This window comes from Serratia sp. CY32780, assembly GCF_052169135.1.
In the GTDB taxonomy this organism is placed as follows: domain Bacteria; phylum Pseudomonadota; class Gammaproteobacteria; order Enterobacterales; family Enterobacteriaceae; genus Serratia; species Serratia sarumanii.
The window spans coordinates 2,569,574-2,586,385 of record NZ_JBJNLI010000001.1 but is presented as its reverse complement, the minus strand read 5'-3'; the positions used below and the strand labels follow the sequence as shown (position 1 = coordinate 2,586,385).

Annotated in this window: 14 protein-coding genes; 8 read left to right on the top strand and 6 right to left on the bottom strand. The window is 60.5% G+C overall.

All coding sequences use genetic code 11. The annotated features are described in order from the left end of the window. The first annotated feature begins 4 nt into the window (after positions 1-4). The 3 genes from menB to menE are packed head-to-tail and all read left to right on the top strand — an operon-like array spanning position 5 to position 3,218. On the top strand, positions 5-862 hold the full coding sequence (menB, locus tag ACJ8HH_RS12490; protein ID WP_033635308.1) for a 1,4-dihydroxy-2-naphthoyl-CoA synthase: 858 nt from the start codon (positions 5-7) through the stop codon (positions 860-862). After that, on the top strand, positions 862-1,845 hold the full coding sequence (gene menC, locus ACJ8HH_RS12485) for an o-succinylbenzoate synthase (RefSeq protein WP_060425871.1): 984 nt from the start codon (positions 862-864) through the stop codon (positions 1,843-1,845). Before menB ends, menC begins: the two co-directional genes overlap by 1 nt. Then, on the top strand, positions 1,833-3,218 hold the full coding sequence (gene menE / locus ACJ8HH_RS12480; protein ID WP_048321829.1) for an o-succinylbenzoate--CoA ligase: 1,386 nt from the start codon (positions 1,833-1,835) through the stop codon (positions 3,216-3,218). The genes menC and menE overlap by 13 nt, the downstream gene beginning before the upstream one ends. 43 nt (positions 3,219-3,261) lie before the next feature. Here the strand turns inward: menE and katA are convergent, their stop codons facing one another. After that, the gene (katA, locus tag ACJ8HH_RS12475; RefSeq protein WP_060443031.1) at positions 3,262-4,698 is read right to left on the bottom strand and encodes a catalase KatA; all 1,437 of its coding nucleotides are present in this window, start codon (positions 4,696-4,698) and stop codon (positions 3,262-3,264) included. Between the two features lie 338 nt (positions 4,699-5,036). Between katA and ACJ8HH_RS12470 the strand changes: the two genes are divergently transcribed. After that, positions 5,037-5,576, top strand: coding sequence for a YfaZ family outer membrane protein (locus ACJ8HH_RS12470; protein WP_016926923.1), 540 nt, complete (start codon positions 5,037-5,039; stop codon positions 5,574-5,576). Positions 5,577-5,623: 47 nt separating this feature from the next. On the opposite strand, the gene tyrP is transcribed toward ACJ8HH_RS12470, so the two are convergent. Continuing rightward, positions 5,624-6,832, bottom strand: a complete 1,209-nt coding sequence (gene tyrP, locus ACJ8HH_RS12465; RefSeq protein WP_015378562.1) for a tyrosine transporter TyrP — start codon at positions 6,830-6,832, stop codon at positions 5,624-5,626. A 245-nt stretch (positions 6,833-7,077) separates the two neighbouring features. Between tyrP and ACJ8HH_RS12460 the strand changes: the two genes are divergently transcribed. From ACJ8HH_RS12460 to ACJ8HH_RS12450, 3 genes are all read left to right on the top strand, one after another. Further along, positions 7,078-8,274: a nicotinamide mononucleotide deamidase-related protein YfaY gene (locus tag ACJ8HH_RS12460; protein WP_048321827.1), complete on the top strand. Its 1,197-nt coding sequence runs from the start codon at positions 7,078-7,080 to the stop codon at positions 8,272-8,274. 135 nt (positions 8,275-8,409) lie between these two features. Then, entirely contained in the window at positions 8,410-8,532 is a 123-nt protein-coding gene (locus ACJ8HH_RS12455) for a helix-turn-helix domain-containing protein (protein WP_228657843.1), read from the top strand. Positions 8,533-8,763: 231 nt separating this feature from the next. Further along, on the top strand, positions 8,764-8,916 hold the full coding sequence (locus ACJ8HH_RS12450; RefSeq protein ID WP_021505939.1) for a Hok/Gef family protein: 153 nt from the start codon (positions 8,764-8,766) through the stop codon (positions 8,914-8,916). 59 nt (positions 8,917-8,975) lie between these two features. Here the strand turns inward: ACJ8HH_RS12450 and yfaE are convergent, their stop codons facing one another. From yfaE to ubiG, 4 genes are all read right to left on the bottom strand, one after another. Then, positions 8,976-9,236: a class I ribonucleotide reductase maintenance protein YfaE gene (gene yfaE, locus ACJ8HH_RS12445; protein ID WP_033635302.1), complete on the bottom strand. Its 261-nt coding sequence runs from the start codon at positions 9,234-9,236 to the stop codon at positions 8,976-8,978. A gap of 3 nt (positions 9,237-9,239) precedes the next feature. Further along, positions 9,240-10,370, bottom strand: a complete 1,131-nt coding sequence (gene nrdB, locus ACJ8HH_RS12440; RefSeq protein WP_019453694.1) for a class Ia ribonucleoside-diphosphate reductase subunit beta — start codon at positions 10,368-10,370, stop codon at positions 9,240-9,242. Positions 10,371-10,437: 67 nt separating this feature from the next. Then, positions 10,438-12,726 (bottom strand): class 1a ribonucleoside-diphosphate reductase subunit alpha, encoded by a 2,289-nt coding sequence (gene nrdA, locus ACJ8HH_RS12435; RefSeq protein ID WP_033635301.1) that lies wholly within the window; start codon positions 12,724-12,726, stop codon positions 10,438-10,440. A 438-nt stretch (positions 12,727-13,164) separates the two neighbouring features. Further along, positions 13,165-13,890 carry a bifunctional 2-polyprenyl-6-hydroxyphenol methylase/3-demethylubiquinol 3-O-methyltransferase UbiG gene (gene ubiG / locus ACJ8HH_RS12430; RefSeq protein WP_004935909.1) on the bottom strand — a complete coding sequence of 242 codons (726 nt, stop codon included), beginning with the start codon at positions 13,888-13,890 and terminating at the stop codon, positions 13,165-13,167. Positions 13,891-14,102: 212 nt separating this feature from the next. Between ubiG and gyrA the strand changes: the two genes are divergently transcribed. Beyond that, positions 14,103-16,745 carry a DNA topoisomerase (ATP-hydrolyzing) subunit A gene (gyrA, locus tag ACJ8HH_RS12425; RefSeq protein ID WP_004935906.1) on the top strand — a complete coding sequence of 881 codons (2,643 nt, stop codon included), beginning with the start codon at positions 14,103-14,105 and terminating at the stop codon, positions 16,743-16,745. Positions 16,746-16,812 lie beyond the last annotated feature (67 nt).

Genomic DNA, 16,812 nt, shown 5'->3' with positions numbered 1-16,812 from the left:
GAACATGCTTTATCCGAATGAAGAACAGCTGTATGCCGCTATCGCCTGGCAGGATTGCACCGGCGATTTCGAAGACATTCTGTATCACAAGTCCGCCGACGGCATCGCCAAAATCACCATTAACCGGCCGCAGGTGCGCAACGCGTTTCGCCCGCAAACGGTTAAAGAGATGATCGACGCGCTGGCCAACGCCCGTTACGACGACGGCATCGGCGTCATTATTCTGACCGGCGCCGGCGATAAGGCCTTCTGCTCCGGCGGCGATCAGAAAGTGCGCGGCGATTACGGCGGCTATCGCGACGACAGCGGCGTGCATCACCTCAACGTGCTGGACTTCCAGCGCCAGATCCGCACCTGCCCGAAACCGGTGGTGGCGATGGTGGCCGGTTATTCGATCGGCGGCGGCCACGTGCTGCACATGATGTGCGATCTGACCATCGCGGCGGATAACGCCATCTTCGGCCAGACCGGCCCGAAAGTGGGCTCGTTCGACGGCGGTTGGGGCGCGTCTTACATGGCACGCATCGTCGGCCAGAAGAAGGCGCGCGAAATCTGGTTCCTGTGCCGCCAGTACGATGCCGCTGCCGCGTTGGACATGGGGCTGGTCAATACCGTGGTGCCGCTGGCCGATCTGGAAAAAGAGACGGTGCGCTGGTGCCGCGAAATGCTGCAGAACAGCCCGATGGCGCTGCGCTGCCTGAAGGCGGCGCTGAACGCTGACTGCGACGGCCAGGCCGGTTTGCAGGAGCTGGCGGGCAACGCCACCATGCTGTTCTACATGACCGACGAAGGGCAGGAAGGGCGCAACGCGTTCAACGAGAAGCGTCAGCCGGACTTCAGCAAATTCAAGCGTAACCCGTAATGAACGGGGTAAACCGCAGCGCGGCGCTTTACCGTTACAGCCTGCCGATGGAGGCGGGCGTGGTGCTGCGCAATCAGCGGTTGAAAACGCGTGACGGATGGGTGGTGCAGCTGCGTCAGGGCGAGCGTGAAGGCTGGGGCGAGATCGCGCCGCTGCCGGAATTCAGCAGGGAAACGCTGGCGCAGGCCGAACAGGCCGCGTTGGACTGGCTGCAGGCCTGGTTGGCGGGCAACGAACCGGATGACAGCGCGCTGCCCTCGGTGGCTTTTGGGATTAGCTGCGCGCAGGCCGAGCTGGAGCAGCGCTTGCCGACGCAGGCGGATTTTCGCAAGGCGCCGCTGTGTACCGGCGATCCGGATGAGCTGTTCGAGACATTGAACGCCTTGCCGGGCGAGAAAGTCGCCAAGGTGAAGGTGGGGCTGTATGAGGCGGTGCGCGACGGCATGATCGTCAACGTGCTGCTGGAGGCGCTGCCGGATCTGCGGCTGCGGCTGGACGCCAACCGCAGCTGGACCCGCGCCAAAGCCGACGGCTTCGCCAAATACGTCAATCCGGCGTGGCGCGATCGCATCGCCTTTTTGGAAGAGCCCTGCAAGACCCGTGATGAATCGCGCGATTTCGCCCGGGCAACCGGCATCGCCATCGCCTGGGATGAGAGCGTGCGCGAGGCGGACTTTGTGGTGCAGGCCGAGCCGGGCGTGGCGGCCATCGTGGTCAAGCCGACGCTGGTCGGCAGCCTGGCGCGCTGCCAGGCGCTGGTGGCGCAGGCACACGCGGCGGGGCTGACGGCGGTGATCAGCTCCAGCATCGAGTCCAGCCTGGGATTAACCCAACTGGCGCGCATCGCCCGCTGGCTGACGCCGGACACCGTGCCGGGGCTGGATACGCTGGGGCTGATGCAGGCGCAGGTGCTGCGGCCTTGGCCGGGCAGCGCATTGCCGCTGCTGGATATTTCGGCGCTGGAGTGCCTATGGCGCCGTTAAGCGATTGGCCGTGGCGACACTGGGCGCGCCTTCAGCCGCAGGCGACGGCGTTGCTGCTCGGCGAACAGCCGCTGAGCTGGCTGGCGTTGCAAGGCCAGGTGGATGAGCTGGCGGCGGATTTTCAGCACCAGGGCGTGGAGCCGGGCTGCGGCGTGGCGCTGTGCGGTAAAAACAGCTACCCGCTGCTGTTGGCCTATCTGGCGCTGCTGCAATGCGGCGCGCGCCTGTTGCCGCTCAATCCTGCCTTGCCGACGCCGCTGCTGGCACAGCTGCTACCCGAATTGGACATCACCTTTGCCTTCGGCCCGGATCCGTTGCCGGCGCTGCCGGAAGAGGTGATTCGATTGACGCCGCCCTCGACCGAGCCGCGCTGGCCGAACTTGCCGATGTGGGATGCGCAACGTCTGGCGACGCTGACGCTGACCTCGGGCTCCAGCGGCCTGCCGAAGGCGGCGGCGCACAGCTACGCCAACCATCTGGCCAGCGCCGCCGGGGTGTTGCGGCTGATGGATTTTCAGCGCGAGGATTGCTGGCTGCTGTCACTGCCGCTGTTTCACGTCTCCGGCCAGGGTATCGTCTGGCGCTGGCTGGCGGCGGGTGCGCGGCTGGCGGTGCGCGAGATGCATCCGCTGGCCGAGGCATTGGCAGGCTGCACGCACGCCTCGCTGGTGCCGACACAGCTCTGGCGGCTGCTGGCGCAACCGCTGACGGGCATGACGCTGAAAGAGGTGCTGCTCGGCGGTGCGATGATCCCGGTGGAGCTGACCGAACGGGCGGAAGCGGCGGGGATCCACTGCTGGTGCGGCTATGGGCTGACCGAACTGGCTTCCACGGTGTGCGCCAAGCGCGCCGATGCGCGGCCGGGCGTCGGCCTGCCGCTCAGCGGCCGCGAGGTAAAACTGGTGGACGAAGAGGTCTGGATCCGCGCCGACAGCCTGGCGCTCGGCTACTGGTGTCATGGCCAGCTGCAGCCGCTGGCGGATGCACAGGGCTGGTTCGCGACCCGCGATCGCGGCGCGATGGCCGAGGGGGAACTGCGCATTTTGGGCCGGCTGGACAACCTGTTTTTCAGCGGCGGCGAAGGGGTGCAGCCGGAGGATATCGAACGCGTGTTGGCGGCGCACCCGCAGATCTCGCAGGCGTTTGTGGTGCCGGCGGCGGACGTCGAGTTCGGCCAGCGGCCGGTGGCGGTAATCGACGGCGATCCGTCGCTGTCGCTGGCGGCGTTGCTCGCCTGGTCGCAGGACAAGCTGGCCAATTTCCAACGCCCGGCGGCGCTGCTCCCGCTGCCTGACGAGCTGAAAAACGGCGGCATCAAGATTTCGCGCCGCCAGTTGCAGCAATGGGTGGCGCAGCGCCTCTCTCAGGCATAAAAAAGCCGCCCGAAAGGGCGGCTGAGTGGATGACGGCAGGGGGTTATTTCAGCCCCAGCGCCTTGGCGACGCCGGCGCCGTAGTCCGGGTGCACCTTGGTGAACAGCTCGATCTGACGGCGCTGGATTTGCTCCGGCACCTGCGATAGTTCGCCGGCGATGCGGGTGAACATGCGCTGGTGCTCTTCGGCGCTCAGCAGGTTGAACAGCGCGCGCGGCTGGCTGTAGTAATCGTCGTCTTCACGATGATTCCAGTGGTCGGCCGCGCCCTCAATGCTCAGCGGCGGCTCGCTGAAGTCCGGCTGCTCCTGGAACAGGCCGAAGCTGTTTGGTTCGTAGGTGGCGCCGTTGCCGCTGTTGCCGTCCACGCGCATCGCGCCGTCGCGATGGTAGTTGTGGAACGGGCATTTGGCGCCGTTCACCGGGATCTGGTGGTGGTTGACGCCCAGGCGATAGCGGTGCGCATCGCCATAGGAGAACAGACGGCCCTGCAGCATTTTATCCGGCGAGAAACTGATGCCCGGCACCACGTTGGCGGGGTTCATCGCCACCTGCTCAACCTCGGAGAAGTAGTTGTCGGGGTTGCGGTTCAGCTCGAAATAGCCGACGTCGATCAGCGGATAGTCGCCGTGCGGCCACACCTTGGTCAGATCGAACGGGTTGTATGGCGTCTGCGAGGCTTCGTGTTCCGGCATGATCTGAATTTGCAGCTTCCAGCGCGGGAAGTCGCCGCGTTTGATCGCGTCGAACAGATCGCGCTGTGAGCTTTCGCGATCCTTGGCGATGATCGCTTCCGCTTCTTCATCCATCAGGTTTTCAATGCCTTGCTGGCAGCGGAAGTGGAATTTCACCCAGAAACGCTCGTTGGCGGCATTGATAAAGCTGAAGGTGTGGCTGCCGAAGCCGTGCATGTGGCGATAGGACTTCGGAATGCCGCGATCGCTGAAGTCGATGGTCAGCTGGTGCAGCGATTCCGGCAGGTGGGAGAAAAAGTCCCATTTGTAGACCGGGTTGCGCAGGTTGGTATGCGGATCGCGTTTCACCACGTGGTTGAGATCGGGGAATTTCAGCGGATCGCGCAGGTAGAACACCGGCGTATCGTTACCCACCAAATCCCAGTTGCCTTCTTCGGTATAGAACTTCATGGCGAAGCCGCGAATGTCGCGTTCGGCGTCGGCGGCGCCGCGTTCACCGGCGACGGTGGAGAAGCGGATGAACATGTCGGTCTGTTTGCCGACCTCGGAGAAGATCTTGGCGCGGGTGTAGCGGGTGATGTCGTGGGTGACGGTAAAGGTGCCGTAAGCGCCGGATCCCTTGGCGTGCATGCGGCGCTCGGGAATGACTTCACGGTCGAAGTGGGCCAATTTTTCCAGGAACCACACGTCCTGCAACAGCATCGGGCCGCGTTTGCCTGCGGTGATCACGTTATTGTTATCGACAACCGGGGCGCCGGCTGCGGTGGTCAGTCCTTTCTTGCTCATCACTTGCTCCTTATCGTAGTGCAGTTAAGTAAAGACTCGGGCGGTTTAAGCGTTCATCAGCATAGTCCTTTGGCGGGGCTTCTTCCCCTGACCTTGGTCAAAGCCACTACTAGTTGTAGCTCTATTGCCGAGCGGCGGCAAATAGGTCTCGGTTATCGTTGGCATTGCCTTGACGAATATAGAATCTTGTTTGCAAATATTTACATTTATTTGATTATTGAAGAATTTTTTCGCTTTTATCCCTTAAATACTCATTGCGCTTTGGTATAGACTCGTGACGTTATTATTATGCGTTGATTCGATCATTCGGTACGGATGACAAACCAGAGGGAAAGATGATGAAAAAGACTTGGGTCGCGTGCGCGGCAGGATTGCTGTTGGTGACCGGCGCGGCGAACGCCATCAGCGTGTCGGGCGAAGCCGGGCAGCACTACACCAACCTGGGCGTTGGCATGAGCACCGGCTCTTCTGGTCTGGGCCTGACCGGCAACTGGGCGCGCAGCGACCACGACGGTAACGTCGGCAGCCTGGGGCTGAACTTCGGCGTGCCGCTGGGGCCGTTGACGGCGACCGTGGGTGCCAAAGCGCTGTACCTCAGCCCGAAAGATGGGAAGAGCGGCGGGGCGGTGGCGCTGGGCGGCGGCCTGGAGTGGGAGATCAACCGTTACTTCAGCCTGCACGGCGAAGGGTACTTTGCCCCTGAATCCTTCACCAGCGGCGTGAAAGCCTATAACGAAGCCAGCGGCGGCCTGCGCTGGAAGTTCCGTCCGCTGAGCGTGGACGTGGGCTACCGTTACATGCAAATGGAAGGCAAAGACGGGCGTCGCGACAACACGCTGGCCGATGGCCCTTACGTCGGCGTGGGTCTGAGCTTCTGACGCTGTGAAAAAGGGGCCTTCAGGCCCCTTTATCTTTTCTGCCTGGTTTACCCCACCGCCGGCAGCATGCCGCTGGCGATGCCCAGTTGAATGGCGATCACCGTCACCCCGCAGACAAACACCAACGCCAGCGCCGGCGTACCGCCCCAGACGCGATACTGTGCCTGATGTTTTTGGCGCGTTTTCCACACCAGCAGTGAAGGCAACAGCAGGGCCAGCACCGACAGAGCGATGGCGGCGAATCCCAACGCCAGCACGAAGCCGCGAGGATAAAACAGTGCAAAGGCCAGCGGCGGCAGGAAGGTGATGGCACCGGTTTGCAGGCGGCCACGCACGTTGTCTTGCCGCTTGAACAGGTCGGCAAGGAAATCGAACAGCCCGAGCGCGACGCCGAGGAACGAGGTCGCCAGCGCCAGATCGGCGAACAGGTGCACCGCCAGTTCAACGTGCGGCGAAGCCACCGCGTCGCGCACCGCCTGCAACAAACCGTTCAGCCCGGCCTGCTGCGCCAGAATGCCGACGAAGGTGTCGGAGCTGATGCTGCCCAGCGTTGCCAGCTGCCAGAAGATGTAGGCCATCAGCGGGATAGCGCTGCCGATGATAAACACCCAGCGCAGTTTGCGAATGTTGCCGCCCATATAGTTGACGATGCTCGGCACGCTGCCGTGGAAGCCAAATGAGGTGAAGATCACCGGAATAGCCGACAGCGCCAGGCCTTGCTCCAGCGGCAGCGTCATCAGGTTGGTTTGATGGATATTCGGCAACATCAGGCCGAGCATCACCACCAGAAATACCACTTTGGCGCTGAACAGGATGCGGTTGAACAAATCGACCGAGTGGGTGCCGATGCATACCACGCCGCCGGCCACCAGGGTGAACAGCAGAACGCCGAGCGACACCGGGAAGTCCTGCGACGTCCACTGGCTGATGCTGGTGGCGAGCAGTTCGCCGGCGCCGCTGATGTAGGCGGCGGTGAGGGCGTACATCAGGAACATCATGCTAAAGCTGGTCAGCCACTGGCCGCCGCCGCCGAGATAACGTTTGGCGAGGGTGCCCAGACCGGTATCCGCCTGCTCATGCTGGTAAACCTCTACCAGCAGCAGCGCGGTGTAACACATCAACAGCCACAGCCCGACCAGTAAGGCCAGCGTGACGCCGAAGCCGACGCCGGCCGCCGCCAGCGGCATCGCCAGCATCCCGGCGCCAATGGTGGTGCCCGCCACGATAAAAACACTGCCAAGAGTGCGATTCTTCACGTTTTTTCTCTACCAGCCGAAAGATTTTGAAAATTATAGGTAACGATTTATGAGGATGGCAGGATAGTGGAAGCCCTAATTTGTGTCAAACCGACGTTACGCATGATGTACAGTAATGTTTACATTGCGGCGAGCTGCATGCCACATGAGGAACGGGCCCATGGCTGAAATTATCCGCAGGCGGCTAGTGAAAAGTTATTTACGGGCTTCTATAGTGGAATGACCAAAAAATGTGGGAGAGATCAATGTTAAGGGTGGAGATGCTCAGCACCGGCGATGAGGTGCTGCACGGGCAAATTATTGATACCAACGCCGCCTGGCTGGCGGACTACCTGTTCCGGCAGGGAGTGCCGATGAGCGGGCGGGAAACGGTCGGGGACAGCCTCTCTGCGTTGATCGAGATCCTGCAGGAACGAAGCCATATCGCCGATGTGCTGATCGTCAACGGCGGCCTGGGGCCGACCAGCGACGATCTCAGCGCGCTGGCCGCCGCCAAAGCCTGCGGCGTAGAGCTGGTTGAACGGGCCGACTGGCTGGCGCGCATGGAAGCTTATTTCGCCGAGCGCGGGCGGCCGATGGCCCCTTCCAACCGCAAGCAGGCGCAGATCCCGGCCAACGCGGAAATGCTGGATAACCCGGTGGGCACCGCCTGCGGGTTCGCGCTGCAGCTGAACCGATGTCAGATGTTCTTCACCCCCGGCGTGCCGTCGGAATTCAAAGTCATGGTCGAACAGCAGATCGTGCCGCGTCTGCGCCAGCGCTTCACCTTGCCGACGCCGCCGCTCTGCCTGCGCCTGACCACCTTCGGCACCTCCGAGAGCGATCTGGCCGCCGAGCTGGACGGTATGCCGCTGCCGCCGGATGTGGTGCTGGGTTACCGTTCCTCCAGCCCGATCATCGAGCTGAAGCTGACCGGGCCGGAAAGCCGGCGTGCGGAAATGGAACTGGCCTGGCGGCGTGTGCGTGAGGTGGCGGGGGACAACTGCATTTTTGAAGGCACTATCGGGTTGCCGGCGACGCTGACGCAGCGTCTGAATCAGCAAGGGCTGAAGCTGGCGTTGAGCGAACAGTTCAGCGGCGGGTTGATCAATCTGCAGCTGCAGAGCGAAGGGGCGCCGCTGGCAGGGGGAGAGCTGCTGCCGGCGCACTGTATCGAAACGCTGGAAACGACGCTGGCGCGCGCCCGCTCGCTGGCGGAATTGACCGGCGCGCCGTTGGCGTTGGCGGTCAGCGCCATGTGCGACGAGCAGGTGAGCATTGCGCTGCACACACCGCGCGGCGGCATTGGCCAGACCGTGCGTTATCGTGCGTCGCGCCACGGCCTGCGGCTGCGTCAGGAGTCGGTGGCGATGCTGGCGCTGGATATGCTGCGCCGCTGGCTGAATGGGGGCCAGGCGTGCGGTAAAAACGCCTGGCTGGAGGTGGTGGAAATTATCGAGTGACGGTCATGGCGCCGAGTTGCCGGCGTCACGGTTTTGCTGCAGCCGTTCGGACGCCAGGCGTGAAAGGCGTATCGCCGCCGCGCCCCGCGTTTGCAGTTCTGTACCGTAGTTCCTGAGTGCCTGCGCGGCGAAACCGTGCTGCAGATCGCGGAAACGCTGGGATATGCCTCGCCGAGTAATTTTATCGCCATGTTTCGCAAAGCCTTTGGCGATTCTCCGGCGCGTTATTTTTCCGCATCGGCAGGAAAGGGGCGCTAAGCGGAATACTTTGAGGATAGTTATATATCCCTGATTAATCATAATGTTATAGGGGATATTCGCGGCGAGGGAATGCTGTTACTCTTTTGGCGGGTGCTTGAGACTGTTCGTCTTGGGCATTGTGTGACAAGGCGGATAGATGAAAGCCCCAGACTGACTCTCAATCAGAATGGGGCTGCACATACCGCCTAGACACCGGTATGGTAGCCCCTTCACAGCAAGGAGGCAAGCATGCGCTTAAGGCATGTGTTTCACTCGCTAACCGTTGTATGTATTACGGTTTTTTTATTTATCTGGATGATAAGAGACTCGCTGTGCGAGCTGAAAATCTACCAGGAAAATATCACTATCCTGATCAGGTTGGCGTGTGAGGTGAAGCGGTAATCATAGGGCGGGGGCAACCCCGCCTTCTGGTCTCCAGGTGCGGTTTCCGGCACCCGACTTTACATTTCCAGCTCGATATCCGTCAGCGGCATACAGCAGCAGGGCAGGATCTCGCCGGCGTTGATAAACGCCAGCGGCTGTTGGCGGTAGGCCACTTCGCCTTTCACCAGCTTCAGGCGGCAGGCGCCGCAATAGCCGGAGCGGCATTGGTACTCCACCTGCACGTCGTGCAGTTCCAGCACGTCGAGCAGGCAGCTTTCACTGTTGGGGCAGGAGAGCTGTGTGCCAGCGGCGCGCAGCGTTACGATTGGCGTCGCCATCGCTTACAGTTCGAAGTCGCTCAGGTCGTCGGCGTTGATCTCCGAGTCGATCTGGCCAACCAGGTAGGAGCTCACTTCCACTTCCTGCGGCGCCACCTGCACGTTGTCGGACACCAGCCAGGCGTTGATCCACGGGATCGGGTTGGAGCGGGTTTCGAACGGCAGACCGAGGCCGACCGCCTGCATGCGGATATTGGTGATGTACTCCACATACTGGCACAGGATGTCTTTGTTCAGGCCGATCATCGAGCCGTCGCGGAACAGGTATTCCGCCCACTCTTTTTCCTGCTGGGCAGCCAGCACGAACAGATCGTAGCACTGCTGTTGGCATTCCTCGGCGATCTCCGCCATTTCCGGATCGTCGGCGCCGGAACGCATCAGGTTCAGCATGTGCTGGGTGCCGGTCAGGTGCAGCGCTTCGTCGCGGGCGATCAGCTTGATGATTTTGGCGTTGCCTTCCATCAGTTCGCGCTCGGCGAACGCGAAGGAGCAGGCGAAGCTGACGTAGAAGCGGATCGCTTCCAGCGCGTTCACGCTCATCAGGCACAGGTACAGCTGTTTCTTCAGCGCGCGCAGATTGACGGTGACGGTTTTACCGTTCACCTGGTGGGTGCCTTCACCCAGCAGGTGATAGTAGCTGGTCATCTCGATCAGATCGTCGTAGTAGCCGGAGATGTCTTTCGCGCGCTTCTTGATCTCTTCGTTGGTGACGATGTCGTCGAACACCAGCGCCGGATCGTTGACGATGTTGCGGATAATGTGAGTGTAGGAACGGGAGTGGATGGTCTCGGAGAACGACCAGGTTTCCACCCAGGTTTCCAGCTCAGGGATCGAGATCAGCGGCAGCAGAGCGACGTTCGGGCTGCGGCCCTGGATGGAATCCAGCAGCGTCTGATACTTCAGGTTGCTGATGAAGATATGCTTCTCGTGCTCCGGCAGCGCCTGGTAATCGATGCGATCGCGGGAGACGTCAACTTCTTCCGGGCGCCAGAAGAAGGAGAGCTGTTTTTCGATCAGCTTTTCGAAGATTTCATGCTTTTGCTGGTCGAAACGCGCAACGTTTACCGACTGGCCGAAGAACATCGGCTCTTGCAGCTGGTCGTTTTTGGTCTGAGAAAAAGTGGTGTAAGCCATAAGCCTGAATCCATCGTAACGTGGCTAAATGAAGGGGCCGGAAAATTCCGGCCCGCTAGGTCAAACTTTAGATCTTGCAGGCGCCGCTTTCGCAGTCGTCATCGCCGGCCTTGGCAGGCTGCAAATCTTCCTGGGCGTCTTCCGCACCGTCGCGGGTGTTTTGGTAGTACAGCGTTTTCACGCCGAACTTGTAGGTGGTGAGCAGGTCTTTCAACAGCTGCTTCATCGGCACCTTGCCGCCCGGGAAGCGGGTCGGATCGTAATTGGTGTTGGCCGAAATCGACTGGTCGATGAATTTCTGCATCAGCCCCACCAACTGCAGATAGCCGTCGTTGCTTGGCATTTCCCACAGCAGCTCGTAGTTGTCTTTCAGACGCTCATACTCCGGCACCACCTGGCGCAGGATGCCGTCTTTCGACGCCTTGATGCTGATGTGGCCGCGCGGCGGCTCGATGCCGTTGGTGGCGTTGGAAATCTGCGAAGAGGTTTCCGACGGCATCAGCGCAGACAGGGTCGAGTTGCGCAGGCCGGTTTCCTGGATCTCTTTACGCAGGGTTTCCCAGTCGTAGTGCAGCGGCTCGCTGCAGACCGCATCCAGGTCTTTCTTGTAGGTGTCGATCGGCAGGATACCCTGTGAATAAGTGGTCTCTTTGAACCACGGGCAAGCGCCTTGTTCCTGAGCCAGGCGGTTGGAGGCTTTCAGCAGGTAGTACTGAATGGCTTCGAACGTTTTGTGCGTCAGGTTGTTGGCGCTGCCGTCGGAGTAGCGCACGCCGTTCTTCGCCAGGTAATAGGCGAAGTTGATAACGCCGATGCCCAGGGTGCGGCGGCCCATCGCGCCACGGTGCGCGGCCTTGATCGGATAATCCTGGTAATCCAGCAGGGCGTCGAGCGAGCGCACCGCCAGGGTCGCCAGCTCTTCCAGATCGTCCAGGCTGTCGATCGCGCCCAGGTTGAAGGCGGACAGGGTGCACAGCGCGATCTCGCCGTTTTCGTCGTTGACGTCTTCCAGCGGCTTGGTCGGCAGGGCGATTTCCAGGCACAGGTTGGACTGACGCACCGGCGCGATCTGCGGATCGAACGGGCTGTGGGTGTTGCAATGGTCGACGTTCTGGATGTAGATGCGGCCGGTAGAGGCGCGCTCTTGCATCATCAGCGAGAACAGCTCAACCGCTTTCACGCGCTTCTGGCGAATGCTGTCGTCTTTCTCGTACTGGGTATACAGGCGTTCGAATTCGTCCTGATCGGCGAAGAACGCGTCATACAGCCCCGGCACGTCGGACGGGCTGAACAGGGTGATGTCTTCGCCCTTGATCAGACGCTGGTACATCAGGCGGTTCAGCTGCACGCCGTAGTCCATGTGACGCACGCGGTTGCCTTCAACGCCACGGTTGTTTTTCAACACCAGCAGGCTTTCCACTTCCAGGTGCCACATCGGGTAGAACAGCGTTGCCGCGCCACCGCGCACGCCGCCCTGCGAGCAGGATTTGACGGCGGTCTGGAAGTGTTTGTAGAACGGAATACAGCCGGTATGGAAGGCTTCACCGCCGCGGATCGGGCTGCCCAGCGCGCGGATGCGGCCGGCGTTGATGCCGATGCCGGCGCGCTGCGAAACGTATTTCACAATGGCGCTGGAGGTGGCGTTGATGGAATCCAGGCTGTCGCCGCACTCGATCAGCACGCAGGAGCTGAACTGGCGGGTTGGGGTGCGCACGCCGGACATGATCGGCGTAGGCAGCGAAATCTTGAAGGTGGAAATCGCGTCGTAGAAACGTTTGACGTAGTCCAGACGGGTTTCACGCGGGTAGTTGGAGAACAGGCACGCGGACACCAGCATGTACAGGAACTGGGCGCTTTCGTAGATCTCGCCGCTGACGCGGTTCTGCACCAGATACTTGCCTTCCAGCTGCTTGACGGCGGCATAAGAGAAGTTCATGTCGCGCCAGTGATCGATAAAGGAATCCATCTGCTCGAACTCTTCAGCGCTGTAGTCTTCCAGCAGATGCTTATCGTATTTGCCCATCTCGACCATGCGCGTCACGTGAGCGTGCAGCTTCGGCGGCTCGAACTGGCCATAAGCCTTTTTACGCAGGTGGAAGATCGCCAGGCGAGCGGCCAGGTACTGATAGTCCGGCGCATCGCGGGAGATCAGATCGGCTGCGGCTTTGATGATGGTTTCGTGAATGTCGGCGGTTTTGATGCCGTCATAAAACTGAATGTGTGAACGCAACTCTACTTGAGAAACCGAGACGTTGTGTAATCCCTCTGCGGCCCAATCGATGACCCGGTGGATTTTGTCGAGATTGATGCGCTCTTTACGGCCATCGCGTTTAGTTACAAGCAGACTTTGGTTCATGTGGTGTTTTACCTGTCCGTATGGTGCCCCTAAGCAGAAGTGTAGTCGCTCTGCTCAGTATGTAAACACTATATATAGGGGTTGTATGTCGGTGAGGTAACAAGATAGTGAGAAAAAACGGCGTTTGCAAGTGAACAAAACCGGCCTAATTTGTGGATAACTTGGGGGTGAAATGTAACTTGCCGTTCGCAGTGCGCGCCGTGACTGGCGCGACAAGCTTGTCAATAAGCGCGATCAGATTTTACTGAAAAACTGAAAAAATCGATCGTTTGGCGCTTTATTAAACGTTAGAAAAAAACGGCATATTGATCTGATTTAATATTCTAAAAAACTGTTTACAACGGGTATTTTGAGCGAAATCGCGGAAATTAGGTATTTTTCCGAATACGCCAACGGCGCCGCCCACCGGTAATGCAGGGCCGGCGCGGTTTACAGCGCTTAGCCTTCGTGCTGGGTGTGCACCATGTAGTTCACGTCAACGTTGCGTCCAAGCTTGAAATGATCGGTGATCGGGTTGTAATGCAGGCCGATCATGTGCTTTTCGCGCAGCGGCGTGCCGTCGACCCAGCCGATCAGTTCGGAAGGGCGAATGAACTTCTTATGATCGTGGGTGCCCTGCGGCACCATCTTCAGTACGTACTCCGCGCCGATCACCGCCATCAGCCAGGCTTTAGTGTTGCGGTTGATGGTGGAGAAGAACACGTGGCCGCCCGGTTTCACCAGCTGGGCGCAGGCGCGCACCACCGAGGCCGGATCCGGCACGTGCTCCAGCATCTCCATGCAGGTGACCACGTCGTAGCGTTGCGGGTTGGCCTGAGCGTGGCTTTCCACCGTCTCCTGCACATAGGTGACGTCCATGCCGCTTTCCAGCGCGTGCAGACGGGCGACCTGCAGCGGCTCCGCGCCCATGTCCAAGCCGGTGACCTTGGCGCCTTCGCGCGCCATGCTTTCCGCCAGAATGCCGCCGCCGCAGCCCACGTCGAGCACCTGCTTGTCAAAAATGCCGCCGGCGCGCTGCATGATGTAGTTCAGGCGCAGCGGGTTGATGCGGTGCAGCGGTTTGAACTCGCCTTCCAGATCCCACCAGCGGGAGGCGACGGCCTCGAACTTGGCGATTTCCTGGTGGTCAACGTTTTGCACTCGGCTGGATGATTCTGCGTTCATGGGCTTGTCTGGCTCCTTGTTCTCGTTGCGCGGATTATACATGTTCCGGCGCGGCATCGTCTGCGCCGATGCGTTTTTAGCGCACTTATCTGCACAATTTCCGTGAAACAGCGGCGGTTATTTTCCCGTAAAGCGTGCTTTGTGATATAGTTTTACACCTTTGCCACTATGGCAGCGGGCAGATGAATCATTAGTAGAGGGATAGCAGCTCCATGAGCGACCTTGCCAGAGAAATCACACCGGTAAACATCGAAGACGAGTTGAAAAACTCGTATCTGGACTATGCGATGTCCGTTATTGTCGGACGTGCGCTGCCAGATGTTCGTGATGGACTGAAGCCGGTTCACCGCCGCGTTCTGTACGCGATGAGCGTATTGGGTAACGACTGGAATAAACCATACAAGAAATCGGCCCGTGTCGTCGGGGACGTGATCGGTAAATATCACCCGCACGGTGACAGCGCGGTTTACGACACTATCGTGCGTATGGCTCAGCCGTTTTCACTGCGCTACATGCTGGTGGACGGTCAGGGTAACTTCGGCTCCGTCGACGGCGACTCCGCCGCGGCGATGCGTTATACCGAAGTGCGCATGTCCAAGATTGCTCACGAACTGTTGGCGGATCTGGAAAAAGAAACCGTCGACTTCGTGCCTAACTATGATGGCACCGAGCAGATCCCGGCCGTCATGCCGACCAAGATCCCGAACCTGCTGGTCAACGGCTCGTCGGGCATCGCCGTGGGCATGGCCACCAATATCCCGCCGCATAACCTGGCGGAAGTCGTCAACGGCTGCCTGGCCTATATCGACGATGAAAACATCAGCATCGAAGGGCTGATGGAACACATCCCGGGGCCGGACTTCCCGACGGCAGCGATCATCAATGGCCGCCGCGGCATTGAAGAGGCCTACCGCACCGGGCGTGGCAAAGTCTACCTGCGCGCGCGCGCGGAAGTGGAGGCCGACGCCAAGACCGGGCGCGAAACCATCATCGTTCACGAGATCCCGTATCAGGTGAACAAGGCGCGTCTGATCGAGAAGATCGCCGAGCTGGTGAAAGAAAAGCGTGTGGAAGGCATCAGCGCGCTGCGCGACGAGTCCGATAAAGACGGCATGCGCATCGTGATCGAAGTCAAACGCGACGCGGTCGGCGAAGTGGTGCTGAACAACCTGTATGCGCTGACGCAACTGCAGGTCACCTTCGGCATCAACATGGTCGCGCTGCATCAGGGCCAGCCTAAGCTGCTGAACCTGAAAGACATCCTCGAAGCCTTCGTGCGTCACCGCCGCGAAGTGGTTACCCGCCGCACCATCTTCGAACTGCGCAAGGCTCGCGACCGCGCCCATATCCTGGAAGCGCTGGCTATCGCGCTGGCCAACATCGATCCGATCATCGAGCTGATTCGCCGTGCGCCGACCCCGGCCGAAGCGAAAGTCGCGTTGGTGGCGCAGCCGTGGGATCTGGGCAACGTCAGCGCCATGCTGGAGCGCGCCGGTGACGACGCCGCCCGCCCTGAGTGGCTGGAGCCGGAGTTCGGCATCCGCGACGGCAAGTACTACCTGACCGAGCAGCAGGCTCAGGCGATTCTGGATCTGCGCCTGCAGAAACTGACCGGCCTGGAGCACGAGAAGCTGCTGGACGAATATAAAGAGCTGCTCAACTTTATCGCCGAGCTGATCTTTATCCTGGAAAGCCCAGAGCGCCTGATGGAAGTGATCCGCGAAGAGCTGGTGGCAGTCAAAGAGCTGTACAACGACGGCCGCCGCACCGAGATCACCGCCAATACTTCCGACATCAACATCGAAGACCTGATCAACCAGGAAGACGTGGTGGTGACCCTGTCTCATCAGGGCTACGTGAAGTATCAGCCGCTGTCCGACTATGAAGCGCAGCGCCGCGGCGGCAAAGGCAAATCTGCGGCGCGTATTAAAGAAGAAGACTTTATCGATCGTCTGCTGGTGGCCAACACCCACGATACGATCCTGTGCTTCTCCAGCCGTGGCCGCCTGTACTGGATGAAGGTGTACCAACTGCCTGAAGCCAGCCGCGGCGCGCGCGGTCGCCCAATCGTCAACCTGCTGCCGCTGGAAGCCGATGAGCGTATCACCGCCATTCTGCCGGTGCGCGAGTATGAAGAAGGGCGCCACGTGTTCATGGCCACCGCCAGCGGTACCGTGAAGAAAACCGCGCTGACCGAGTTCAGCCGCCCACGCAGCGCCGGCATCATCGCCGTCAACCTCAACGAGGGTGACGAGCTGATCGGTGTCGATCTGACCGACGGCAGCAACGAAGTGATGCTGTTCTCCGCCAACGGTAAAGTGGTGCGCTTCCCGGAAACGCAGGTGCGTTCGATGGGCCGTACCGCAACCGGCGTGCGCGGCATCAACCTTGGCGAAGGCGACAGTGTGATCTCCCTGATCGTGCCGCGCGGCGAAGGCGACATCCTGACCGTCACGCAAAACGGCTTCGGTAAACGTACCGCCGTGACCGAATATCCGACCAAGTCACGCGCCACCCAGGGGGTTATCTCCATCAAGGTGAGCGAGCGTAACGGGCAGGTGGTCGGCGCCGTGCAGGTGGAAACCAGCGACCAGATCATGATGATCACCGATGCTGGCACGCTGGTGCGTACCCGCGTTTCGGAAGTCAGCGTGGTGGGCCGTAACACCCAGGGCGTGACGCTGATCCGTACGGCGGAAGACGAAAACGTCGTCGGTCTGCAGCGCGTGGCCGAGCCGGTGGAAGACGAAGAGCTGGACAGCCTGGAGCCGGGCGCGGAAGCGGTGGAAGAAGACACCACGCCGCTGGACGATGGCGACGACGCGGCTGAGCCGATGGATGACGACAACGTTTAAAGCAAAGGGCGTCGGCATGCCGGCACCATGATGCACTGAGACAAAAGGGTCTGGCAGCGATGCTAGG

Coding starts and splice junctions, on each gene's coding strand:
- yfaE (WP_033635302.1), bottom strand. CDS start 9,236: ATGGCGACGCCAATCGTAACGCTGCGCGCCGCTGGCACACAGCTCTCC.
- katA (WP_060443031.1), bottom strand. CDS start 4,698: ATGAGCAAGAAAGGACTGACCACCGCAGCCGGCGCCCCGGTTGTCGAT.
- menC (WP_060425871.1), top strand. CDS start 862: ATGAACGGGGTAAACCGCAGCGCGGCGCTTTACCGTTACAGCCTGCCG.
- nrdA (WP_033635301.1), bottom strand. CDS start 12,726: ATGAACCAAAGTCTGCTTGTAACTAAACGCGATGGCCGTAAAGAGCGC.
- menB (WP_033635308.1), top strand. CDS start 5: ATGCTTTATCCGAATGAAGAACAGCTGTATGCCGCTATCGCCTGGCAG.
- gyrA (WP_004935906.1), top strand. CDS start 14,103: ATGAGCGACCTTGCCAGAGAAATCACACCGGTAAACATCGAAGACGAG.
- ACJ8HH_RS12450 (WP_021505939.1), top strand. CDS start 8,764: ATGCGCTTAAGGCATGTGTTTCACTCGCTAACCGTTGTATGTATTACG.
- ACJ8HH_RS12470 (WP_016926923.1), top strand. CDS start 5,037: ATGAAAAAGACTTGGGTCGCGTGCGCGGCAGGATTGCTGTTGGTGACC.
- nrdB (WP_019453694.1), bottom strand. CDS start 10,370: ATGGCTTACACCACTTTTTCTCAGACCAAAAACGACCAGCTGCAAGAG.
- menE (WP_048321829.1), top strand. CDS start 1,833: ATGGCGCCGTTAAGCGATTGGCCGTGGCGACACTGGGCGCGCCTTCAG.
- ACJ8HH_RS12460 (WP_048321827.1), top strand. CDS start 7,078: ATGTTAAGGGTGGAGATGCTCAGCACCGGCGATGAGGTGCTGCACGGG.
- ubiG (WP_004935909.1), bottom strand. CDS start 13,890: ATGAACGCAGAATCATCCAGCCGAGTGCAAAACGTTGACCACCAGGAA.